This window comes from Streptomyces sp. NBC_00400, assembly GCF_036048035.1.
GTDB lineage: Bacteria > Actinomycetota > Actinomycetes > Streptomycetales > Streptomycetaceae > Streptomyces.
Map to the genome: position 1 here is coordinate 3,831,343 of NZ_CP107940.1, position 19,452 is coordinate 3,850,794.

General features: G+C 69.0%; 29 protein-coding genes and 1 tRNA gene. 22 read left to right on the forward strand and 8 right to left on the reverse strand.

Annotation, left to right across the window (positions count from 1 at the left end):
* Positions 1 to 60 precede the first annotated feature (60 nt).
* From OHS81_RS16555 to OHS81_RS16570, 4 genes are all read left to right on the forward strand, one after another.
* Positions 61 to 279: a hypothetical protein gene (locus OHS81_RS16555; RefSeq protein WP_328391205.1), complete on the forward strand. Its 219-nt coding sequence runs from the start codon at positions 61 to 63 to the stop codon at positions 277 to 279.
* Positions 280 to 469: 190 nt separating this feature from the next.
* Positions 470 to 1,036, forward strand: coding sequence for a tRNA adenosine deaminase-associated protein (locus OHS81_RS16560; RefSeq protein WP_328385528.1), 567 nt, complete (start codon positions 470 to 472; stop codon positions 1,034 to 1,036).
* A gap of 71 nt (positions 1,037 to 1,107) precedes the next feature.
* Positions 1,108 to 1,689: a nucleoside deaminase gene (locus OHS81_RS16565; protein WP_328385529.1), complete on the forward strand. Its 582-nt coding sequence runs from the start codon at positions 1,108 to 1,110 to the stop codon at positions 1,687 to 1,689.
* Between the two features lie 78 nt (positions 1,690 to 1,767).
* Positions 1,768 to 1,854, forward strand: a tRNA-Ser gene (locus OHS81_RS16570).
* A gap of 179 nt (positions 1,855 to 2,033) precedes the next feature.
* Here the strand turns inward: OHS81_RS16570 and OHS81_RS16575 are convergent.
* Positions 2,034 to 2,819 (reverse strand): hypothetical protein, encoded by a 786-nt coding sequence (locus OHS81_RS16575; RefSeq protein WP_241720962.1) that lies wholly within the window; start codon positions 2,817 to 2,819, stop codon positions 2,034 to 2,036.
* A 291-nt stretch (positions 2,820 to 3,110) separates the two neighbouring features.
* Between OHS81_RS16575 and OHS81_RS16580 the strand changes: the two genes are divergently transcribed.
* Entirely contained in the window at positions 3,111 to 3,326 is a 216-nt protein-coding gene (locus tag OHS81_RS16580; RefSeq protein ID WP_143034551.1) for a hypothetical protein, read from the forward strand.
* A 142-nt stretch (positions 3,327 to 3,468) separates the two neighbouring features.
* Here the strand turns inward: OHS81_RS16580 and OHS81_RS16585 are convergent, their stop codons facing one another.
* The gene (locus OHS81_RS16585) at positions 3,469 to 3,945 is read right to left on the reverse strand and encodes a hypothetical protein (protein WP_328385530.1); all 477 of its coding nucleotides are present in this window, start codon (positions 3,943 to 3,945) and stop codon (positions 3,469 to 3,471) included.
* Between the two features lie 33 nt (positions 3,946 to 3,978).
* Positions 3,979 to 4,758, reverse strand: a complete 780-nt coding sequence (locus OHS81_RS16590; RefSeq protein WP_328385531.1) for a DUF2127 domain-containing protein — start codon at positions 4,756 to 4,758, stop codon at positions 3,979 to 3,981.
* A 711-nt stretch (positions 4,759 to 5,469) separates the two neighbouring features.
* Between OHS81_RS16590 and OHS81_RS16595 the strand changes: the two genes are divergently transcribed.
* From OHS81_RS16595 to OHS81_RS16620, 6 genes are all read left to right on the forward strand, one after another.
* Positions 5,470 to 5,634: a hypothetical protein gene (locus tag OHS81_RS16595; protein WP_164993001.1), complete on the forward strand. Its 165-nt coding sequence runs from the start codon at positions 5,470 to 5,472 to the stop codon at positions 5,632 to 5,634.
* A 139-nt stretch (positions 5,635 to 5,773) separates the two neighbouring features.
* A complete protein-coding gene (locus OHS81_RS16600; RefSeq protein WP_328385532.1) occupies positions 5,774 to 6,067 on the forward strand; it encodes a Dabb family protein in 294 nt (97 codons plus the stop codon).
* A 223-nt stretch (positions 6,068 to 6,290) separates the two neighbouring features.
* Positions 6,291 to 7,100: an RNA polymerase sigma factor SigF gene (locus OHS81_RS16605; protein ID WP_026169670.1), complete on the forward strand. Its 810-nt coding sequence runs from the start codon at positions 6,291 to 6,293 to the stop codon at positions 7,098 to 7,100.
* A gap of 190 nt (positions 7,101 to 7,290) precedes the next feature.
* On the forward strand, positions 7,291 to 8,127 hold the full coding sequence (locus tag OHS81_RS16610) for an RNA polymerase sigma factor SigF (RefSeq protein ID WP_026169669.1): 837 nt from the start codon (positions 7,291 to 7,293) through the stop codon (positions 8,125 to 8,127).
* Between the two features lie 190 nt (positions 8,128 to 8,317).
* Complete coding sequence (locus OHS81_RS16615; protein ID WP_328385533.1) at positions 8,318 to 9,184, forward strand: hypothetical protein; 867 nt, start codon at positions 8,318 to 8,320, stop codon at positions 9,182 to 9,184.
* A 167-nt stretch (positions 9,185 to 9,351) separates the two neighbouring features.
* A complete protein-coding gene (locus OHS81_RS16620) occupies positions 9,352 to 9,825 on the forward strand; it encodes a VOC family protein (RefSeq protein WP_328385534.1) in 474 nt (157 codons plus the stop codon).
* Between the two features lie 166 nt (positions 9,826 to 9,991).
* Here OHS81_RS16620 and OHS81_RS16625 read toward each other — a convergent pair whose 3' ends face one another.
* Positions 9,992 to 10,543 carry a MarR family winged helix-turn-helix transcriptional regulator gene (locus tag OHS81_RS16625; RefSeq protein ID WP_328385535.1) on the reverse strand — a complete coding sequence of 184 codons (552 nt, stop codon included), beginning with the start codon at positions 10,541 to 10,543 and terminating at the stop codon, positions 9,992 to 9,994.
* A gap of 76 nt (positions 10,544 to 10,619) precedes the next feature.
* On the opposite strand from OHS81_RS16625, the gene OHS81_RS16630 reads away from it, so the two are divergent.
* Both OHS81_RS16630 and OHS81_RS16635 read left to right on the forward strand, forming a co-directional pair.
* The gene (locus OHS81_RS16630) at positions 10,620 to 11,957 is read left to right on the forward strand and encodes an amidohydrolase family protein (protein ID WP_328385536.1); all 1,338 of its coding nucleotides are present in this window, start codon (positions 10,620 to 10,622) and stop codon (positions 11,955 to 11,957) included.
* Between the two features lie 74 nt (positions 11,958 to 12,031).
* The gene (locus OHS81_RS16635; RefSeq protein WP_328385537.1) at positions 12,032 to 12,709 is read left to right on the forward strand and encodes a class I SAM-dependent methyltransferase; all 678 of its coding nucleotides are present in this window, start codon (positions 12,032 to 12,034) and stop codon (positions 12,707 to 12,709) included.
* Between the two features lies 1 nt (position 12,710).
* Here OHS81_RS16635 and OHS81_RS16640 read toward each other — a convergent pair whose 3' ends face one another.
* Positions 12,711 to 13,625 (reverse strand): SMI1/KNR4 family protein, encoded by a 915-nt coding sequence (locus OHS81_RS16640; protein ID WP_328385538.1) that lies wholly within the window; start codon positions 13,623 to 13,625, stop codon positions 12,711 to 12,713.
* Between the two features lie 58 nt (positions 13,626 to 13,683).
* On the opposite strand from OHS81_RS16640, the gene OHS81_RS16645 reads away from it, so the two are divergent.
* From OHS81_RS16645 to OHS81_RS16670, 6 genes are all read left to right on the forward strand, one after another.
* Positions 13,684 to 13,851 (forward strand): hypothetical protein, encoded by a 168-nt coding sequence (locus tag OHS81_RS16645; protein ID WP_328385539.1) that lies wholly within the window; start codon positions 13,684 to 13,686, stop codon positions 13,849 to 13,851.
* Between the two features lie 57 nt (positions 13,852 to 13,908).
* A complete protein-coding gene (locus OHS81_RS16650) occupies positions 13,909 to 14,205 on the forward strand; it encodes a WXG100 family type VII secretion target (RefSeq protein ID WP_328385540.1) in 297 nt (98 codons plus the stop codon).
* Between the two features lie 22 nt (positions 14,206 to 14,227).
* Positions 14,228 to 15,487 carry an amidase domain-containing protein gene (locus tag OHS81_RS16655; RefSeq protein ID WP_328385541.1) on the forward strand — a complete coding sequence of 420 codons (1,260 nt, stop codon included), beginning with the start codon at positions 14,228 to 14,230 and terminating at the stop codon, positions 15,485 to 15,487.
* 65 nt (positions 15,488 to 15,552) lie between these two features.
* Positions 15,553 to 15,927: a hypothetical protein gene (locus tag OHS81_RS16660; RefSeq protein WP_328385542.1), complete on the forward strand. Its 375-nt coding sequence runs from the start codon at positions 15,553 to 15,555 to the stop codon at positions 15,925 to 15,927.
* A 34-nt stretch (positions 15,928 to 15,961) separates the two neighbouring features.
* Complete coding sequence (locus tag OHS81_RS16665; protein ID WP_328385543.1) at positions 15,962 to 16,348, forward strand: hypothetical protein; 387 nt, start codon at positions 15,962 to 15,964, stop codon at positions 16,346 to 16,348.
* Between the two features lie 194 nt (positions 16,349 to 16,542).
* A complete protein-coding gene (locus tag OHS81_RS16670; protein WP_328385544.1) occupies positions 16,543 to 17,028 on the forward strand; it encodes a hypothetical protein in 486 nt (161 codons plus the stop codon).
* 75 nt (positions 17,029 to 17,103) lie between these two features.
* On the opposite strand, the gene OHS81_RS16675 is transcribed toward OHS81_RS16670, so the two are convergent.
* Together OHS81_RS16675 and OHS81_RS16680 are read right to left on the reverse strand one after the other, a co-directional pair.
* Positions 17,104 to 17,340, reverse strand: coding sequence for a GntR family transcriptional regulator (locus OHS81_RS16675; protein ID WP_328385545.1), 237 nt, complete (start codon positions 17,338 to 17,340; stop codon positions 17,104 to 17,106).
* A 4-nt stretch (positions 17,341 to 17,344) separates the two neighbouring features.
* On the reverse strand, positions 17,345 to 17,620 hold the full coding sequence (locus OHS81_RS16680; protein ID WP_328385546.1) for a GntR family transcriptional regulator: 276 nt from the start codon (positions 17,618 to 17,620) through the stop codon (positions 17,345 to 17,347).
* Positions 17,621 to 17,771: 151 nt separating this feature from the next.
* Between OHS81_RS16680 and OHS81_RS16685 the strand changes: the two genes are divergently transcribed.
* Both OHS81_RS16685 and OHS81_RS16690 read left to right on the forward strand, forming a co-directional pair.
* Entirely contained in the window at positions 17,772 to 18,008 is a 237-nt protein-coding gene (locus tag OHS81_RS16685) for a hypothetical protein (protein ID WP_328385547.1), read from the forward strand.
* On the forward strand, positions 18,005 to 18,283 hold the full coding sequence (locus OHS81_RS16690; protein WP_328385548.1) for a hypothetical protein: 279 nt from the start codon (positions 18,005 to 18,007) through the stop codon (positions 18,281 to 18,283). The genes OHS81_RS16685 and OHS81_RS16690 overlap by 4 nt, the downstream gene beginning before the upstream one ends.
* Before the next feature lie 112 nt (positions 18,284 to 18,395).
* Here OHS81_RS16690 and OHS81_RS16695 read toward each other — a convergent pair whose 3' ends face one another.
* A complete protein-coding gene (locus OHS81_RS16695) occupies positions 18,396 to 18,614 on the reverse strand; it encodes a hypothetical protein (protein ID WP_128509230.1) in 219 nt (72 codons plus the stop codon).
* A gap of 347 nt (positions 18,615 to 18,961) precedes the next feature.
* Between OHS81_RS16695 and OHS81_RS16700 the strand changes: the two genes are divergently transcribed.
* Positions 18,962 to 19,450 (forward strand): MarR family winged helix-turn-helix transcriptional regulator, encoded by a 489-nt coding sequence (locus OHS81_RS16700; protein ID WP_443058713.1) that lies wholly within the window; start codon positions 18,962 to 18,964, stop codon positions 19,448 to 19,450.
* Positions 19,451 to 19,452: the final 2 nt, after the last annotated feature.

Below are 19,452 nucleotides of genomic sequence, written 5' to 3' on the forward strand. Positions count from 1 at the left end.
ACGTACGCCCGATCGGCCGTCCTGCCGTCGGGCGAAGTCCTCGCCCGAGGTGGTGTGCGCGTGCCCGACCACAAGCGGACCGATGACCCGAACGACGCCGCCCTCGGCACCGGGGGCGCAGCCCCGGACGCCGGGGCCCAGGCGGCGCGCCGACGGCGCCGCGCACAATTTCTGTGGGAACTGCACGAGGCCAAGGAGCTGCGGAACCGCGTCCAGCCGCGTCGCGCACGGGCCGAACGGATGCGCCAGGCCCTGCGGATGCGCACATTCCGCTGGTAGCAAAGCCCATTCCGCTGGTAGCGAACCGCCTCCTCGCCCCCGCCCGCACTGCGGCACGTGAGCGACATCTCTCACAACCTCCGCACGACGCAGCGTCGAAGACCCCGCGCGAACGCGTTGTTTCTGCCACGATTCCGAAAGGGGCGGGACCAACGGCGTGCAGCGCCGCCCCGCCCGACCCGGCACGCCTATGACCAGTGGGAGAGTCACGGTGTACTTCGCCGCACTGCTCGCGCGCACCGAAGACGGGTGGGAAGCGAGCGATACGGAGCTCGACGATGTGGAGACGCTGACCGATCTGGCCGATCTGGCCCGAGAGGCGGCGATCGACGACGACACGGTGGTGGCCTTCATCGAGCAGGAGGACGCCTGGTTCGGCGTCGTCCGGGTGGACGGAGAGGAAGACCCGCGGGTCTTCCTCTCCAACGCTGCCGCTGCCGCCCGAAGCTCGTACGGCGCGATGCTGACCGACGAGCTGCTCGGCCGTGAGGAGGACGATGCGGCCGACGACCTCGACAGCCTCGACCTGGACGGCACGGAGGACGGCGAACCCGAATCGGACAATGACGTGGAGGACGACGACCCCCTGGAGGCGGTGAACGGCACGGACGGCCCGCCGCACGGCCCGCTCGGCGATGCCGGCCTGCTGGCCGACCTGGGCATCGGCGAGAAGGAGCTGCTGGCCCTCGACGGCGACGCGCTGGGCACCATCGCCGACGCACTGGGCTGCACGGAGGTCCTTGAAGCCGTGCGCTGAGCCGGCCCCGGCCGGGCTCTCGCCCCGGGGCCCGGCGGCCCCGCCCCGGTCACGTCCCCGACACTGGGGACATGACCGTCCCCCCATCCGCCTCTCACTCCTCCCCCGCACCCGACCCGCTGCGCGATCCGTGGATCGCACCGATGCGGCAGGCGCTGGTCGAGGCCGCCCGCGCCCCCGGGACCGGTGATGTCCCGGTGGGCGCCGTCGTGCTGTCCGCGGACGGCACGGTCCTCGGCACCGGCCACAACGAGCGGGAGGCCACCGGCGATCCGACCGCCCACGCCGAGATCCTGGCGCTGCGGGCCGCGGCCCGGACCCTACGGGAGCAGGCATCGCGCCCGGAGGGCCCCCGGGCGGCCCTCGCGCGCGAGGGCGCCGCGGAGGCCGGCGGGCGACGGGCGGGCGAGTGGCGGCTGACGGACTGCACGCTCGTGGTCACCCTGGAACCGTGCACGATGTGCGCCGGCGCGATCGTGCTCTCCCGGGTCGACCGCGTCGTCTACGGCGCACGCGACGCCAAGGCCGGCGCGGCCGGCTCCCTCTGGGACGTCGTCCGTGACCGGCGTCTCAACCACCGCCCCGAGGTCATCACCGGCGTCCTCGAAGCCGATTGCGCGGCCCTGCTGACCGACTTCTTCCGCGACCGCTGACCGGCGTGCAGCCCCGCGCAGGCCCCTCTCCCGAATCCGATTTCGGCGCACGGCCCCCCTTGGGCTAAGCTCTCTCTCGGTAGCGTGTCCGAGCGGCCGAAGGAGCGCGCCTCGAAAGCGCGTGAGGGGGCAACTCCTCCGTGGGTTCAAATCCCACCGCTACCGCTCAGAGGGCGAGGGCCCCGATCCCCAGGGATCGGGGCCCTCGCCATATCCCGGGCCCTCGTCATATCCGGGACCCGGCCCGCGGCGCGGCCGGTGCGGATGCCGCGGCGGGCGTGGGGAGCCTCACCACGGTCCGGCCCTCGGCTTCGCGGCCAGGGCGACGCCGGCCGCGAAGCCGGTTACTTCTTCACGGCCAGGGCGACGCCCAGCATGCGGGCGAATACTCCGACCATGGTCACGTCGTCCTGGTGCAGATCCCCCGGCCGCAGGCCGTCGACGGCCAGTACTCCGAAGGATTCATCTCCCGCCGTCACGGCACAGGCGATATAGGTCTTGTAGCTGTCGCTGTCGGGCTTTAACGCATCGGGTAAGAGGTCCACATTTTCCACGAACGTGCTGGTGCCGTCGTCGAGCAGCTTCAAGAGCTCCTTGCCGCGGAGGTCCGTCTCCCGGAATGTCGTCACGGGTGCCACATTCCGGCCCGACCAAAGACTGTTACGGCATTTCACCTCGCGTTGCCCGGCCGGCGTACCGGGAACCTGCTCCAGAAAACAGGCCCGTACATCCTGAGGGCCGATCAGTGAAGCAGTGAGCGAAACGATGGCCTGCTTGGTCTGCTGCTGCAGTGCATTTCGTTCAGCCTTTGTCGGACTCGAAACAATCTGACCGAGGTTGGACGCAAGAGGAACGAGCACATCTTCGAAAGCCCGCCGCTGGTTCTTCGTCGCCGCCTTCGCGGCTTCGTTTGCCGTGGTGACCCGCCGGCTGGCCAGCCAGACCGTGGCCACCGTGGCCACGCTCCCGACTCCTGTGATCACCCAGAACAGCCACGTGGCCATGTCCAGTCCGATGACCATTTGAGCCACATACGCCAGGACCGCCAGCGCACCGGCGGAAAACGCACCCCACCCCATATGCAACCCCTCCCCTGTCCCCAACCCCAGGCTGCTTGCGCTGTCACGCACGATACACACAGAGTAGTCTCATCGGGCGAAATTCGTTTATCTCAGGGTTGATTCGGGTACTCCTGAGCTAGTGTGTGATGCCGGATAAGGGCGATGTGCTCGGCGTACGGTGGGTGCACGTCGGGAGGGGGCCGCTCATGATCGCAAGGCGAGTGGCCAGTGGTAGTGATCTCGCTGTGCAACGGATCGGCAGCTCACGGCGGGTGTTCACCTCGGGGGTTAGGGACGGAACTCATGCCCGACCGCCGCGACAAACGCACACGCGATGCAGAATCCTGGGGGGATTCAGTCATGAGTACGACTGCAGGTGTCTGGAACGGCGTGGCCTTAGAAACAGACCCGCGCATCGGGGAGTTTCAAGCAGATCCCGCTGCGTATATGGAGCAGCGCGCCGGAGCATGGCGTTCAGGCGACCTGGCGCAGGAGCAGGCCCGCATCCTCAAACAGAAGAACCAGTCCCTTCGGCTGACGCTGAAGACATTTCTGGGGCTTCTCCGCGGCAAGTGACACAGCCGGTGCTGTAGTCGGCCGGAGCGGAATCCCGGCAGCGCCGGAACGCCGATGGCCCACGGCACGGTGGACACAGCAAAAAGCGGCGCGCCCGCCGGAACGGACGCGCCGCGAGGCCTCGTCGGCCCGTGGGGAATGGCTAGTCGTTGCGCCGGTTGCGCGCCGCGCGACGGAAGAAGCGCACGATCAGCCAGATCACCAGGATCACGACGACGAGGAAGAGAACGAACAGCACGATCAGGAAGATGCCCAGCTTCTTGAAGAAGCCGCCCTTCTTCTTCGCCTTCGACTTCGACGTCTTGGACTTCTTGGCCTTGAAGACCGTCTTGAGCGGGGCCGAGTGGTGCGCGCTGTGGTGGCGGTAGACAGCGGACCGTGCGGGCGCGGCGGCGAGCCCGGAGGCATCGGCATTCCGGCCCGGGGCGCTCGCAGTGGCCGCCGCCCGTGTGCCGTCCACCGCGTCGCGGCCCGCCGCCGTGGCCGGTGCGACGGCCGCGGCCAGCAGGCCGACCAGCAGCGCCAGCACAACGGCCGGCCGCCGCCGCGCCAGCGGCGACCGGGGAGCCGGCCGGGCTGCCGCGTAGGACGAATCGGGCTCGCGCGGTTCGGAGTTCATGGGCATTCTTCGTTTCCCCCTTGGATCGAGCGTTCAGCCATTATGGGCGGTGACGGACACTCCGGCGGAAGTCTCGACCTCCAGAAGAGAGGCGCTGTGCCGCTCCTCGTCGAAGGCCGCGCGGCCGCCGCGCAGCCCGAAGAGCCGCTTGGTGAGCAGGATGTAGAGCACCGCCAGGATGTTGATCACCAGCGTGGCGATCTTGAGCCAGCTGACCTTCTCGGTCAGCTCGTAGATCTCCAGCGGCAGGAAGGCCGCCGTCGCCACCACCGTCAGATACTCCGCCCACCGCTTGGCGCGCCAGAGGCCGACGCCCTCGACGATCTCCACCAGGGCGTACACCAGCAGCAGCCCGGCCACCAGCATCAAGGTGGAGTGGCGGTAGCCGAAGGTCTTCTGGATGGTGCCGACGACCGGCGAGTTGTCCAGGTCGTAGTGGAAGTGCCGGGCCACCGGGCGGAGCACGGCGATGTACTCGTCGAAGAACCGGCGGACGGCGTCCTTGCGGTTGCTGAACTGCCATACGCCGACCGCGGCCAGCACGATGAACACGCCGCGCACCGCACGCTCGACGGCCAGGAACCGCAGGATGAACAGATCGCGCAGGACCTTGCCCCGTGGGACCAGCGGGGCATCGGCCGCCGGGCCGGAGCCGTGCGGGTCGCCGAGGGCGAAGTCGCCGCAGCGCAGACAGCGCCAGGCCTCGCCGAGAGCGGTATCCGCGCGCAGTTTGTCCCGGAGGTGTTCCTCGTGCGGGAGGTAGGTGATGTGCCCGCGGCGCGCGCAGGTACGCCGGTCCCAGTCGATCTTCATCGTTGGAGCCTGTGTTCCTTTCGTCGTCCCGCACGGCCGCACGCCGCGGCTCGCGGCGCGCTGCCGCGCTCCGTTGTGTCGCGTACATGATGCATGCCGTGTGCCGCGTGCCGACCAGGCGCTCCGAGCCGTATGACGTCCGCGGGTGTCCGGGGCGTACACCTCGTACGACCCGGACGACTCGCCGTACGACTCGCATGATGCATACGGGGTGGGAGACGCGGGGGCCGCGCGCGCGGTTGCAGATGCACGACGGAGCCCCGCCACCGTGCCGTGTCCTGGGATCCCCCGTGGCATCCAGGGACGGCTCGGAGGCGGGGCTCCTGTCCGGGCGGGAGCGGTGTAAGGGACAACCACTCGCCCGGTGCGGACCGAACCCCGAGCCCGCGCCGCCGTCACGAGGACGGTGAGGGCGCGGGCCCCGCAGCGAGGCCCTGGTCCCGGGCCCGTGGATTCCTGCCGGATCCACCGGGCCACCTCACTCATGGTGCCGTGGGGGACCTGTCCCAACAGGCAGGCAAAAGCCCTCCTTTGGTGGGCCTTTGGTCCATAAAGTCCGGATCAGTGGTGCAGTGCGGGGGTGCGGCCGGCGGGCGGTTGCAGCGGACCCGTGGGCTCGACTCCCGCGATCGAACACGTGTGGTTACACTCGCCCGACTGCCGGGAAGTGCAGGTACTGCCGTAGGGGACTGCGTAGGGGAGACGGGACTGATGGCGCAGGCGAAGAAGATCGCGTTGTACATGGTCATCGTCTTCGTGCTGTACACGATCATCACCTCCCCTCAGCGGGCCGCCGAAATGGTGCAGATAGGCTTCGAGGGCATCTCGTCCGCCGCCCAGGGCGTCGGCGAGTTCATGACGCAGCTGATCAAGTAGGGGTTGCCCGGTCCGACCGGCGGGCCCTGGAGCCGCCCGAAGCACCGGACCGGTCCGCGATCGGCCGGCGCCCCAGCCCCAGCCCCGGCCAGCCGGCCCACCGGACCGGCTGCGCCCCGCCCGCCGTACGGAGGCCCCAGTGATCCGCCACCTGGTCCTGTTCAAGCTCAATGAAGGTGTCTCCCGCGACGAGGAGCGGGTGCAGGCCGGCTTCCGCGCCTTCGAGGCACTGGAGGGCCAGATTCCGGAACTGACGTTCTGGGAGTACGGCTGGAACATCACCGACCGCCCGATCGCCTACGACTTCGCGATCAACTCCGCCGTGGCCGACACGGACGCCCTCAAGCGCTATATCGAGCACCCGGCCCACCAGGCGGCCGCCGCACAGTGGCGCGAATTCGCCACCTGGGTGATCGCCGACTACGAATTCTGAGCCCCGGCACCCCCGCACCTCATCTCGCGAAGCCCCCCGCCCCCTCCGGGCGGGGGGCTTCGCCGTACCCCCGGGCGCCCACCGCCGCCCACCCGCCTCCCGGCCGCCCCGCACTCACCCCAACTCTCTGTTCAACACGGCGTTATGGGGTGCTTGCACACAGTGCACATGTCTTGTGATGCTATGACCGCTTTTGCCGGATACATGCACTGTGAAGGGTGGCGTGACCGTGACGGCCCGTACTGCGCCCAAGGCTCCATCCCGCGAGAGCCGAAGCGCGGACACGCGGGCGCTCACGCAGGTGCTGTTCGCGGAGTTGACGGACCTGGAGCCCGGCACCCCCGAGCACACCCGGGTCCGGGCCGCACTGATCGAAGCCAATCTGCCGCTGGTCCGCTATGCCGCGGCCCGCTTCCGCAGCCGTAATGAGCCGATGGAGGACGTCATCCAGGTCGGCACCATCGGCTTGATCAATGCCATCGACCGATTCGATCCGGACCGGGGCGTCCAGTTCCCCACCTTCGCCATGCCCACCGTTGTCGGCGAGATCAAACGCTACTTTCGAGACAATGTCCGCACGGTCCATGTACCGCGCCGCCTCCATGAGCTCTGGGTGCAGGTCAACGGCGCGACCGAGGATCTGACGGTGCTGCACGGCCGCTCCCCCACCACCGCCGAGATCGCCGAACGGCTCAAGATCGGCGAGGACGAGGTGCTGGCCTGCCTGGAGGCCGGCCGCTCCTATCACGCCACCTCGCTGGAGGCCGCCCAGGAAGGGGACGGCCTGCCCGGCCTGCTGGACCGCCTCGGATACGAGGACCCGGAGCTGGCCGGTGTCGAGCACCGCGACCTCGTACGGCACCTTCTCGTCCAGCTGCCCGAACGCGAGCAGCGGATCCTTCTGCTGCGTTACTACAGCAATCTGACGCAGTCACAGATCAGTGCGGAGCTAGGGGTGTCGCAGATGCATGTCTCGCGGCTACTGTCGCGGAGCTTCGCCCGACTGCGATCCGCAAACAGGATCGACGCGTAGCCGGGACGAGCGACCCGATCCTGCACAGATATGTCGACAAGGCGCTACAGCGTGTTGCCGACATGTGACATTCTGCAGGAACCGCGTTTGCCGTAGCGCTGCCTCCGGTATTCAGGTGGAGGCATCACTCCTCGGTCCGCCCCGGCCCGAGGACGCCACAGCGACCCGACCGCGACCTCAAGGGGGTGGCATGTCCGTAGAACTGGGCAGCTCGAAGGTGCTTCCCGCGATTCCCGCGCCCGCACCACACGTGCATGACGACGACGCCATCAACACCCGCACGCTCTCCCGCTCCCTGTTCCTGCGGCTGGCCTCGCTCGACAAGGACTGCGCGGAACGCACCTACGTCCGTGACACGCTCATCGAGCTGAACCTCCCGCTCGTCCGCTATGCGGCCGCTCGCTTCCGCAGTCGCAACGAGCCGATGGAGGACATCGTCCAGGTCGGCACCATCGGCCTGATCAAGGCGATCGACCGTTTCGACTGCGAACGCGGCGTGGAATTCCCGACGTTCGCGATGCCGACCGTGGTCGGCGAGATCAAGCGCTTCTTCCGTGACACGTCGTGGTCGGTACGCGTTCCGCGCCGGCTCCAGGAGCTCCGGCTCGCCCTCACCAAGGCCAGCGACGAGCTCTCCCAGAAGCTGGACCGCTCGCCGACCGTCCCCGAACTGGCCCTGTGCCTGGGGGTGTCGGAGGAGGACGTCGTCGACGGCCTGGCCGTCGGCAATGCGTACACCGCCTCCTCGCTCGACTCCCCCTCTCCCGAGGACGACGGCGGCGAGGGCTCCCTCGCGGACCGCCTCGGCTACGAGGACTCCGCTCTGGAAGGCGTGGAGTACCGCGAATCGCTCAAGCCCCTGCTGGCCAAACTCCCGGCCCGCGAGCGCCAGATCATCATGCTGCGCTTCTTCGCCAACATGACGCAGTCCCAGATCGGCGAGGAGGTCGGCATCTCCCAGATGCACGTCTCCCGGCTGCTCACCCGCACCCTGGCGCAGCTGCGCGAGGGCCTGATCTCCGACTGAGGAACGGTCCGCCGAGGGGCCGCACAGCGCTTGGTGCCGCTCGGCGGACAGTTGCAAGGACGCAGGGAGGAATGGCGGGGGCGTGGCGCGAGGTGCGCCCGCCCGGCCGCGAGAGAGCCAGGGCCTGGCCGGCCGACGGCCGTGCGACCGGCCTCTGTACACCTGACGCACCGTCAGCAACACTGTGCCGATGCGACGGACGACGACTGTGGCCGCCGCCTCGGCGGCCGTGCTGTGTCTGGGTTCCCTGCTCACCGGCTGCGGAAGCGCGGCCGATCAGGGCTATGCCGCGGTGGGTGCGGCAGGCCCCTCCGATGATCGTGCGCCGAGCCGGGCCGTACCGCCCGAGGGCGGTGTCGAGCTGACCCCGCTGGACGGCGCCGGAGGCCGCGCGGACGGTGGCGACCGTGGCGACGACCGCGGTGGCGGAGACGGCGGCAGTGGCAGCGGACGGGCACGCACCGGGCGGACCGCGCCGGAGTCCCCCGCCGGAGCAGGCAAGGATGACGAGGCCGGCGGTGCAGGAGCTCACGGCAGCCCCGGCGCATCCGGCACCCCTTCCGACTCCTCCACCTCACCCTCCGGCGCACCTGGCGACCACGGCAGTCACGGCAGTCACGGCGACGGCGCGACGCCCCCGGACTCACCGGGCGCGCCCAACTCCCCCGGCGGCCCCGGAGGTTCCACCCCGCCGCACGGCTCCCCGGCCCCCGAGCCCCCTTCCCCCACCATTCCGGCCGGTCCAGGGGCTCCCGCCGGCCTCCTGATAGGCAAGCCCGCCCTCGCCGGCACGGACGTCCGCTGGTGCCAGAAGGTCACCGTGGACTTCCTCAACAACGGCGACCGGCCCGTCACCGCCGGCAGCGTCATCTTCGGCACCCACATCATCGGCGCCCTCGGCATCGACTGGGCCACCTTCACCTCCACCCACCCCCTTCCGCTGCCGCTCGCCGTGGGCAGGAGGCAGACCGGCACCTGGCGGGTGTGCGTGGACGGCTGGCGGGTGCCGCTGGGGATGCACCTCGACACCAAGGACGTCACCTTCAGGTGGAAGTGAGGGCCGGTCCGGGGGGAGTGAGGGCCGACTCTCGGGCCTGGCCGAAAATCGCCCCTGACGGGCGACGCGAGAGACCTTCCCGAAGGGCGATGAGTTCCGGCCGGTGGGACCGTCTAAAGAGGCACAGACGCAGCCACCGGCAGCGACCTCGTCGCAGGAGGAAGACCATGCCCCAGATCACCCCCAACCTCTGGTTCGACACCCAGGGCAAGGAAGCCGCGGAGTTCTACTGCTCGGTATTCCCGAACTCGAAGATCAAGAACGTCACCTATTACAACGAGGCAGGTCCGCGCCCTGCGGGGACCGTACTGACGGTCGAGTTCGAGCTCGACGGCCAGCAGTACACCGCGATCAACGGCGGGCCCGAGTTCACCTTCGACGAGGCGATCTCCCTGATGGTCGTCTGCGCCGGCCAGGACGAGATCGACTACTACTGGACCAAGCTCTCCGAAGGCGGCGAGGAGGGCCCCTGCGGCTGGCTGAAGGACAAGTACGGCCTGTCCTGGCAGGTCGCGCCCGGCGGCATGGCGGAGCTGCTGAGCGACCCGGACCAGGAGCGCGCGACCCGCGCCATGAAGGCCATGCCCGGCATGAAGAAGATCGATGTCGCCGCCCTCCAAGCGGCGGCGGATCAGGCGTAACGCGGGCGCCGGGCGCAAGCCGGGCGCCGGAAGCAAGCCGGGCGCGCCATAAGCAAGCGGGGGGACGGTCGCAAGCCGGGAGCCGGGTTCCGGGTTCCGGGTTCCGGGTTCCGGTGACACGTCACGAGAGCCCCCGGGCCGGCCACGGTCCGGGGCCACCGGCACCTCACGACCGGCTGCGCTTGCGCCCCGTCCGTAGCGGGCGCGGTGCGGGGGCTCGGTCCACGCCCACCTCGCGCAGCGCCCGGGCGGCAGCATGCACGGCCGCGGGGGACGCCTCGGCGAATACCGCCTCATGGGCGTCGGCATGGGCGCGGACGGCGCGCTCGGCGGTGCGCACCCCCTCCCGGGTCAGCCGGATCATGGTGCTCCGGCCGTCGTCCGGTGAGGGCTCGCGGAGGACGAGTCCGCGGCCGGCGAGGTGGTTGACCACGTTGCTGATGCCGCCGGAGGACAGCAGCAGGGCGCGGACCAGTTCGTTCGGCTTCATACGGTACGGCTCACCGGCCCTGCGCAGGGCCGCCAGGATGTCGAACTCGGCGACGGTCAGCCCGAGTTCGGGCAGCAGACCGCGGGTGGCCGCGTCCAGCGCGCCCGCGAGCTGTGTTATCCGCTTCGACAGCTCCGTCGTCGGGCGCAGCACATCCGGCAGCTCGGTGCGCCAGGCGCTCAGCAGCGCGTCGACGGGGTCGGGGCCTGGTCCGGATGCCGCGGTCACCTCGACAGGATAGTCGATCACTATCGTGATAGCTTTCAATAAAGCTTTCTTCCGAACGTGCAGAGGGAGACGTGCCATGGGAATCGAGCGCCACCACACGCCGCGCCTGCTCCTGCGCGGTGGCCTGGTCATCGACACCGCCCCCCACCCCCTCGCCCGCCCGCACACCGATGTCCTCGTCGAGGAGGGCCGGATCGCCGCCGTGGGCCCCGACCTGCCCCTCGACGACACCGATACCGGCCTGGAGGTGATCGACGCCCGCACGATGGTCGTGCTGCCCGGCTTCGTCGACACCCACCGGCACCTGTGGCAGGGGGTGCTGCGGTCCGCCGCGGTCGACGAGAGCCTCGACCACTACCTCCGCCGGATTCTCGGTGACCTCGGCGCCCGCTGCACGCCCGCCGAGGTGTACACCGGCAACCTCCTCGGCGCGCTGGAGTGCCTGGACTCCGGGGTCACCACCGTTCAGGACTTCTCCCACGTCCAGCACACGCCGGAGCACACCGCGGCCGCCGTCGAGGCGCTGACGGAAGCGGGGATCCGTGCCGTCTTCGGCTACGGGTATCCCGTCTTCGACGAGGCCGCCCGGCAGGCCGACTGGGTGCGCAAGGCCCGCACCGACCACTTCCCGTCGCGCGAGGCGCTGGTCACGATGGCCCTGGCCCCGGTCGGCCCCTCTTTCACTCCTCCGGAGGCCGTGCGGGAGGACTGGCTGCTCGCCCGCGAGCTGGCGCTGCCGCTCGCCGTCCATGTGCAGGCCGGCCCGGTGGCACAGCGGCCGATCGCCGCCCTTCAGGAACAGGGCCTGCTCACCGCCGGCACCCTGTACGTACACGGCAACTCGCTGCCCGACTCCGAGCTGCGGCTGATCGCCGAGTCCGGCGGGGCGGTGGCGATCACGCCGGCGATCGAGGCCTCGATGCGGTTCGGCGCGCCGATGGCGGGGCGGCTGCGCCGGGCGGGCATCACCACGGGGCTGGGCGCGGACGCGGTCACCTCGGCGCCGGGCGATATGTTCTCGCAGATGCGCGCCGCCTTGATGAGCAGTCACTTCGACGGCGACACCGCTTCCGGAACGCCCACGATCAAGGCGGCCGATGTGCTGCGCATGGCCACCGCGGAAGGGGCCGCGGCCCTCGGCCTGGGCGACGAGGTGGGATCGCTGGGAATCGGCAAGCGCGCCGACCTCATTCTGCTGCGCGCCGATGCGCTCAACCTCGCCCCGGTGACACACGATCCGATCGGCGCGGTGGTGACCGCCGCGCACCCCGGGAATGTCGACACGGTCCTGGTGGACGGGCGCCCGGTCAAGCGCAACGGACGGCTGCTGTACGCGGACCTCGGCGGCGTACTGACCGAGGCCCACCGCGCAGCCGAACGCCTCGGGGCGTCGAGCTCTCGGAAGGGCTCTTAGCGGCAATCGCGATGCTCTCGGCTCGCCTCAGCGCCGGACGGCGCCGGTCAGTGCCAGGAACTACTGTCGCGCGCATGGTCGAACACGATGCCCTCAGTGCCACCCGCGAGGCCTACGACGCCGTCGCCTCCACCTATGCACAGCTGTACCGCGACACACTGCGGGACAGTCCCCTGGACCGTGCGATCCTGGGTGCCTTCGCCGAGGCCGTACGTGCGAGTGGGGACGGTCAGGTCGCGGACCTGGGGTGTGGGCCCGGCCATGTCACTGCCTATCTGGACGAACTGGGACTGACGGCGTTCGGTGTGGACACCTCGGCTGCGATGATCAAGTTGGCTCGCCAGGCCTATCCGGGCCTGCGGTTCGACGTGGGCTCGATGGCCGAGTTGGACATCGCTGACGGCACGCTGGGCGGCATACTCTCCCGTTGGTCCCTCATCCACACCCCGCCGCAAGAACTCCCCGCCATCCTGGCGGAGTTCCACCGCGTGCTGGCGCCTGGCGGCCACCTTCTGGCCGGCTTTTGGGCAAGCGAGGATCCGTCTCACCCCACACAGGTCTTCGATCACGCGGTCGCGCCGGCCTACCGGTGGTCGCCCGATCACCTTGCCGCGATGCTGCGCACGTCCGGGCTGGCCGAAGTGGCCCGGATGGTTCGCGAGCCCCAGCCCACCGACCGGCGGCAGTTCCAGGAGGTTCACCTGCTCGCCCGCAAGGACTGGGCAGGGGCCGTCCGGCCGTGTGGCGCGTGAGTCACCCGACTGACGGGCCAGGAGAAGGATCTGCTGACGGGCCAGGAGAAGGACCCCAGGACGACGTGCCGTGGACGGTGCCGAAGGACTGTACGGCACACCCCATGCGGTCGATGGCGGCGAGGACCGCGCGGCGGGCCGCTTCGCTTTCGGCGGGCGGGAACGCGACGCGGAGTTGATGCCCGTAGGCCGTCTCGTAGGTCAGCTGCCAGCCGGTGTCGGTGACGACGAAGTGGTCTTGCCGCCTGCCGTTGTACTCGTAGCCACCCCGGTCCGCGGTGGGAGCGAGCGCGTCGCGCAGGATCCGCAGGCGCTCGGCGTAGGGGAGGAGAGCCCCTTCCCCTTCCCCTTCCGCCGGTTCCTCCAGCCGGACGTAGACGTGATCGCGTTCGATCGCCGCATCGAACCAGGGGGCGGTATCCGTCTCGTGGTGCAGGAGTTCGGAGCTGAGGCGGCCGTTGATCCACCCGTCGAGAAACGCGGCGACCCCGCAGTCGAATCGTTCGTAGTCGCTGTCGCGTGACCAGATCACCACCGGCCAGGACTCGGGCGGCCCCTCGGTCAGCCAGCACACTTGTGCCGAGTCGTCGGTCACCGCCCAGGTGAGCAGTCCGCCCGGTTCCGGGAAGAAGGGATAGGGATACTCCTCGGGCCAGCTCTCGCGCAGCGGGCCGAAGTCCTCCACCAGGTTTGTTTCGAGCCGGACCGGGTTGTCGTCGCCGAACGGGGTACACAGGCACAGTGCACCCCAGAAGTCACCGCGGCCGTAGGTCTCGACCAGCCTTTTGTAGTCGTCCGGCAGCCGGGTGCCCAGGGTCCGCTCCGTATCGGCCCAGTCGCCGCGCCCGTTGACCGCTTCGGCGGGCGGCGGCACCCGCTCGATGATGCGGGCGAGCGGGCTGTGCTCATCGATCATGAACACACCATAGAACCGGCGTCCGGGAAGGCCCGGCCCGTTCGCAGCGTTCAATCCGTTGGCTGAGTTCAGCCTGTTCGCTGAGTTCAGCCTGTTCGCTGAGTTCAGCCTGTTCGCTGAGTTCAGCCTGTTCGCCTTGTTCAATCTGCCCGGCTTCCTCCGGAACCGCCTGCCGAACGCCCCTTCCGCACAGGCCCGTTCACCCTCTCCTACGGTGTGCAGGTAGGCGCACTGGTCATGCACAGGACCAATGCGGAGAAAGCGAAAACGGAACGGGGGACCCGTGGGTGACATACGGGTGGACACGGCGAAGGTCCGCAGCACCGGCGACGACATGAAGGCCTTGTCGAGCGACACTCAGCGGCGGCTGTCGCATGTCCTCGACAGCTCTCAGGAGGTCTACTACGACGCCATGTTCTGGAAGTCCGGAAACGCCGCGATGTCGTGCCGCAACGCCTGGCAGGACCACATGGTCGACCTCGCCAAGAGGATGGGCGAACTGGGGCAGCGGTTGCAGGACTCCGCAGACGGCTACGACGCCGCGGACCAGGAAGCGGTCGCACGGCTGAGGCCGCCATGAAGGACCTGGGGAGGCACTGACCGTGGTCACATACTCGGAACTCATCAGCGCCCACCCCCGGAAATGGAAAGAGGCCGCGGACGACTGGGCGGCACTGGCGAAATACGCGCTGAACGCCGCGAATGAAGTACGCGAGCAGGGCGCCAAGCCCCTCGCCGACAATTGGGCCGACGAAGTCGGCGCGTCCGCGGCCGGCGATTTCGTCAAGCTGGCGAATCAACTGGAATCGGCGTACGACCTGCTGCTCAGCGTCAAAATGGTCATGGAAGGCATGCACACCAGCCTGGAAACGGCGATGAGCCTCGCATGCCAGATCACCGACCTCTCCCGGGCCCACGACCTGCCCATAGGCGATGACGGGATGCCGCTGGAGTGCCCCGCCCCGAACGCGGGCGCGGACAAGCAGCAGGCCTACAACGACATCGTCGCCCTGTGCGAACAGGCCCTGCGACAGGCGACGGAAGCGGACGAGAAAACATCCGCCGAGCTGTACCGCCTGGCGGGCATGACCGGTATCGGCGACCCGGACAAGGCCCTCAAGGAACAGAACCGCGCCTCGCATGTCGAGATGGACATGCTTGCCGCCGATATCCCGAAGGCGAACACCGACCCGAGTGCGGTACGCGCCTGGTGGAACGGCCTGAGCGAGAAGCAGCAGTACGACATGATGCGGGCCGAGCCGGTGAAACTCGCGCACCTCGACGGCATTCCCGAGAGCTCGAAGCGCGAAATGCGCGGCACGGACGGGAAGTTCGACCGGGTGAAGATGGTGGAGTACGCGCTGGACAACTGGAACAAGGACGACCCGATCCACTTCGAGAACAACTGCACCAACTTCGTCTCCCAGGCGCTCGACCACGCGGGCATGCAGAAGAAGATCGACCCTTGGTCAGGGGCCCGGGGCGAGGACACCTGGGGAAACACCGGCGGCATCGGCATCGACGCGATCGACGCAAGCCTGTACTACTCCAAGACCTGGGCCGGAGCCGAGAACCAGCAGAACTTCATGCTCAAGCACGGTGGGGAGGAAGTCCCGCAGTCCCAGGCGCGTCCCGGCGACATCATCTACTACGAGCAGCAAGGGCCCGACGCCGAAAGCGAGCGTGGCAACACCCACCACGCCGCCGTCGTCACGGCCGTGATGCCGGACGGCGAGGTCAAGTACACCCAGCACCAGGACTCTTACCAGAACGTGAGTCTGCAGGGCCGGCTCCCGGCAACGGAGAAGGCCGAAGGGCAGCAGAGAATCCGCATCGTTCGCCCGCACCCGGATTGGTACTGACAGTGACGACCGAAGCGAGTCCACAACCCGCGACGCCGGCACCACGTCCTTCGGGACGCCGGCAGATGATGATCCTCTCCGTGCCGTTGCTCTCGGCGGCGGCAATCGTCGGCTTCTTCGGGTCGGTCTCACTCTCCAACGGACACTACGCTTCCCAGTCGAGGGCGTGCCGTTACATGCTGCTGCCGTGGACGAACTTCGCCGTCGCTTACGGCGGCCTGGTAGCGGCCGTCCTCGCCGTGACCGTCCATCTGTTGATGTTCCGGTCCGCGCGACGCGCCGGGCAGGACCCCCATCGCGGCTGGCAGAGCATGGTTTCGACGCTCTTCTTCGCCCTCGCTTGCCTCATGGTCCTGCTGACGGCCGGCATGGTGGTCGTGACCCATATGCAAGCCGCCGAGGCAGCCGCGGACATCGGAAAGACGATGTGCGAGGGCTGAGGGCCTGGCGCTGCCCGCCCCCGGATGGGTACGGATGACGGACACCTCAACCAACAGCGCCCGGCGCTCTCCCCTGCTGGTCCCGCTGTTCGCGCTGCTCGGGCTCGGCGGTCTCACTGCCTACGGCAAGGCTGACGACGCGCATGTCGCTGCGGAGTGGGCACACTGCGGGGACATGCCGCTGACCTGGCAGATGTACCTCAGCGCCTACGGTGCGCCGGCTTGCGGGGTACTCACACTCGCGCTGTTCTGGTGGCTCGCCAGGCGCGCCCGGCGGCGCGACACATGGGTGGGCGACGGCCGGCCGGGCAAGCTCGCGATTGCCGCCCTCGTCGTCGACATCCCGCTGGTGGCACTGCAGCTCTTCGTGGTCTGGTACCTGTATCAGCCGTCGCCCGGTGGGCCCCTCAGCTGTGTCTAGCTCAGTCCCTCGGAACGCAGCCCGGGTGCACCTTCTGGCTCGTGGTGGTGGCGATGCCGAACTCCTCCGGCCTGTCGACCACTGTGGGGACGGGGCCCCTCTGACGGACGGCACATCGAACGGAGAGGACACGCCATCGTGTGGTGCGGGCTGGTTAAGCTGCGAGAGAAGCAGGACCAACTGATGGGGGGAAGATGGCTGTAGAACCAGTCGAGCCGACCGCATTCCTCGACGCAGCGGAAGCCGAGACGAAGAAGGAACAGAGAGACTTACCCCGAGACGGAGACATCGGGCCCACCGGCCCCGGAAACCCCGGGTCTGCGTTTGCCGAGGTCGTCATCACTGCTGTGGGCACGGCAGCCGTACTCCCTTTCATGCAGGCGCTTGCGACCCAAGCCGGGAACAGCGCGTTCGAGGCTGCCCGTCGGCTGGTGACGCGCTGGGTCCGCGATCCCGGATCGAGTACTCCACCGGTGGTGGACGAGGGGGAGACCCTGAGGGTCATCGACGAAGGCGGCGGACGGCTGACATTCGAGGTTCCTTCAGGGCTTCCTGACGAAGCTTTGGAAGCCCTGACCCGTGTCAATCTGGAGGCTCTTGCCGCACCTTCTCGCGATGGCGGCAAGGTGCTGATCCGATGGGACCCCGACGGCTGCGAGTGGACCAGGACCATCATGTAGCCGGCTTGCAGGAGTTCGCAGCGTCAGCGGCCTGCGTCGGCGACCAGGAAGCCGTGAGGGGTGCTCGGGGCCGTGTCAGGCGTCCGGTTGCCGCTGCGTCACGAAAGAGCCCATACCGGGTGTGGTGACGATGAGCCCTTCTCCCCGGAGGGCGGCGGTGGCCTTGCGAATGGTCACGCGCGCGACGCCGAACTCCTGCTCCATCCGCACCTCGGAGATGAGCCGGCGTGGCGGGTACGTGCCGTCCGCGATCCGCGCTCGGACCACGTCGGCGATCTGCTTCCACTTGGGCAACGTCGGGTCGAACTCCATGGTGTCAGGAGTCGTCGGAGGACCGGGCCGCCTTTTTGAGGATTTCGGCGGCGTTCCGCGCGACGAAAGAGCCCATGCCGGATTCGGTGTAGATCAGCCCCTCGGAACGCAGCCCGCGGTGCACCTTCTGGCCCGTGGTCGTGGCGATGCCGAATTCCTCCAGCATCTCGACCACTGACGGGACACGGGTACCGGGCTGGTAGGTGCCGTCTGCGATGCGCTGACGGATCACGTCGGCGACCTGTCGCCATCGAGGCCGGTCCGGGGCAAATTCGATCACCTGAACAAGGTAGGCACGCCACACCATGCCAGGCGAGATGTACTAAGGTGTGCCAAGGGGTACCAGACTGCACTAGGCTTGATGTCGCAAAGCCCCGGCGGGTGCGCCAACACCCCCGGGGCACGGCCAACGCTGTCCAAGGAGCGTCGACATGCAGAACTCTATGCGCCGCCTGCTCGCCCGGTTAGGGAAGCGCCGGACCCACACCGCCCCCACAGCCACCTACCGGCCACAGCACCCGCCCCACCAACCCCTTCCCCTCCGCCGCCCCGAGTCCCCCCTCGACGGCGAGGCCAGCCTCCTCGTACGCCCCTACCTCCTCGCGCACGAGCACCAACAGGCGCAGTGCGAGCGGGCGTTCCTACGCGAGATGGCGGCCACCTCATGAGCGGCGGGATGCGGCTGCTGCCCTGGAGCGGGCCGGACGGGCAGCGCTGTTACCTCTCCAGCGACGAGGGCGGCGGGTATCTGTCCCAGCTCGCCGACGACATGGAAGAGGCTCAACTCGGCACCGGCGAGGAACTGCTGCGGCACACGGCCGATCTGCTGAACGGACCGGCGGAGGCGACCGCCCGGGAGCTCCGCTTCTGTGTCCACAGGCTGTGTGAAGCGCTGCGGGATGCACTGCGGGTCGCGGAGAGCAGGGGCGGACGCCTGACGTGACCGGGGGCGGACATGCCACGGGCCCGGCATCGTGATGCCGGGCCCGTGCACGTAAGGGCGGGCTTACGCGCGACAGCAGCCGTACGCGTAAAGACAGCCGCGAAGAGACTGGTTACGACAGCGCCAGCCAGGCCGCGCCCGCGACGACCAGGATCGCGACGATCACGCCGACGATGACGCCCACACGGGGGCCGGCGGACTGCTGCGGGGCGGGGGCGCGGCGGCTGCCGGCCTGCGGGGTGCCGCCCTCGTCCACGAAGGCGCGGAACATCTGCGTGCTGCCCGCCGGGTCGTAGTTGCCGCCGGCCTGGTTCTGCGGGTTGGTCGCCATGGGGAAGGACCCTAGCGAACCGGGGGCCGGGGGGCACCCCTGGGGCGCCTATGGGGCGCCGGCGGGGCCGCCTACGGAGCGGGGTCGGGCCGGGTACGGGGCGTGGACGGGGGCGCGGGCGGGTCGTCTGGGGGTGTCCCGCTACCGACCGGTATCGGCCGGGGCCCCTCACCTGGCCGCCGACCTGCATCTTTGCGCGCCACGTCACCCCGATTGACCGATCCCCCACGCAGACTTTTCGTTCCCTTTACTTCAACCCTGGACGATTTCGTTTGCCTTCAGCAACCAACTTTGATTATGGTTGCCCCAAGCAACAAAAGATCGTGGATGCATGCGATGTGCGAGGGATGGTGGATGAGCCCGTGGCCGCCCACAGTCAGTACGAGGAACTGGCCAGGCAGCTCAGCGCCATCGGTGCCGTCAAGCGCGAAATGGGGCGGATGCTGCCCCAGGAGTGCCCGCCCGCTTCGGCCGGGGTGCTCACCCTTCTCGACCGGCACGGTGAGATGCGGATGAGCCAGCTCGCCGAGCTGCTGGCCATCGACATGTCGGTGACCAGCCGGCACGTCGCCCATGCCGCCGAGCGCGGCTGGATCGAGCGGAAGCCCGATCCGGCGGACAAGCGGTCGCGGCTGCTGCGCCTGACCCCGGGCGGCACACAGCTCCTGGAAGAGCTCGCCGAGCGCTACACCGCAACGCTCGCCCGGTACCTGGACGACTGGACCGACACCGACGTCGGACACCTCACCGAACTGCTCGCCAGGCTCCGTACGAGCTTCGGCGACTGCCGCCCCCGGGCGCATCACGACTCCACCACCCGTACACCCGCAGGATGAAA

What these genes read in the sequence shown, in the direction of transcription:
- OHS81_RS16635 (WP_328385537.1), top strand. Translation starts at nt 12,032, where the DNA reads ATGGTCGAACACGATGCCCTCAGTGCCACCCGCGAGGCCTACGACGCC.
- OHS81_RS16690 (WP_328385548.1), top strand. Translation starts at nt 18,005, where the DNA reads ATGAGCGGCGGGATGCGGCTGCTGCCCTGGAGCGGGCCGGACGGGCAG.
- OHS81_RS16565 (WP_328385529.1), top strand. Translation starts at nt 1,108, where the DNA reads ATGACCGTCCCCCCATCCGCCTCTCACTCCTCCCCCGCACCCGACCCG.
- OHS81_RS16580 (WP_143034551.1), top strand. Translation starts at nt 3,111, where the DNA reads ATGAGTACGACTGCAGGTGTCTGGAACGGCGTGGCCTTAGAAACAGAC.
- OHS81_RS16620 (WP_328385534.1), top strand. Translation starts at nt 9,352, where the DNA reads ATGCCCCAGATCACCCCCAACCTCTGGTTCGACACCCAGGGCAAGGAA.
- OHS81_RS16610 (WP_026169669.1), top strand. Translation starts at nt 7,291, where the DNA reads ATGTCCGTAGAACTGGGCAGCTCGAAGGTGCTTCCCGCGATTCCCGCG.
- OHS81_RS16685 (WP_328385547.1), top strand. Translation starts at nt 17,772, where the DNA reads ATGCAGAACTCTATGCGCCGCCTGCTCGCCCGGTTAGGGAAGCGCCGG.
- OHS81_RS16590 (WP_328385531.1), bottom strand. Translation starts at nt 4,758, where the DNA reads ATGAAGATCGACTGGGACCGGCGTACCTGCGCGCGCCGCGGGCACATC.
- OHS81_RS16675 (WP_328385545.1), bottom strand. Translation starts at nt 17,340, where the DNA reads ATGGAGTTCGACCCGACGTTGCCCAAGTGGAAGCAGATCGCCGACGTG.
- OHS81_RS16660 (WP_328385542.1), top strand. Translation starts at nt 15,553, where the DNA reads ATGATGATCCTCTCCGTGCCGTTGCTCTCGGCGGCGGCAATCGTCGGC.
- OHS81_RS16595 (WP_164993001.1), top strand. Translation starts at nt 5,470, where the DNA reads ATGGCGCAGGCGAAGAAGATCGCGTTGTACATGGTCATCGTCTTCGTG.
- OHS81_RS16560 (WP_328385528.1), top strand. Translation starts at nt 470, where the DNA reads ATGACCAGTGGGAGAGTCACGGTGTACTTCGCCGCACTGCTCGCGCGC.
- OHS81_RS16670 (WP_328385544.1), top strand. Translation starts at nt 16,543, where the DNA reads ATGGCTGTAGAACCAGTCGAGCCGACCGCATTCCTCGACGCAGCGGAA.
- OHS81_RS16695 (WP_128509230.1), bottom strand. Translation starts at nt 18,614, where the DNA reads ATGGCGACCAACCCGCAGAACCAGGCCGGCGGCAACTACGACCCGGCG.
- OHS81_RS16700 (WP_443058713.1), top strand. Translation starts at nt 18,962, where the DNA reads ATGGTGGATGAGCCCGTGGCCGCCCACAGTCAGTACGAGGAACTGGCC.
- OHS81_RS16665 (WP_328385543.1), top strand. Translation starts at nt 15,962, where the DNA reads ATGACGGACACCTCAACCAACAGCGCCCGGCGCTCTCCCCTGCTGGTC.
- OHS81_RS16585 (WP_328385530.1), bottom strand. Translation starts at nt 3,945, where the DNA reads ATGAACTCCGAACCGCGCGAGCCCGATTCGTCCTACGCGGCAGCCCGG.
- OHS81_RS16640 (WP_328385538.1), bottom strand. Translation starts at nt 13,625, where the DNA reads ATGATCGATGAGCACAGCCCGCTCGCCCGCATCATCGAGCGGGTGCCG.
- OHS81_RS16615 (WP_328385533.1), top strand. Translation starts at nt 8,318, where the DNA reads ATGCGACGGACGACGACTGTGGCCGCCGCCTCGGCGGCCGTGCTGTGT.
- OHS81_RS16630 (WP_328385536.1), top strand. Translation starts at nt 10,620, where the DNA reads ATGGGAATCGAGCGCCACCACACGCCGCGCCTGCTCCTGCGCGGTGGC.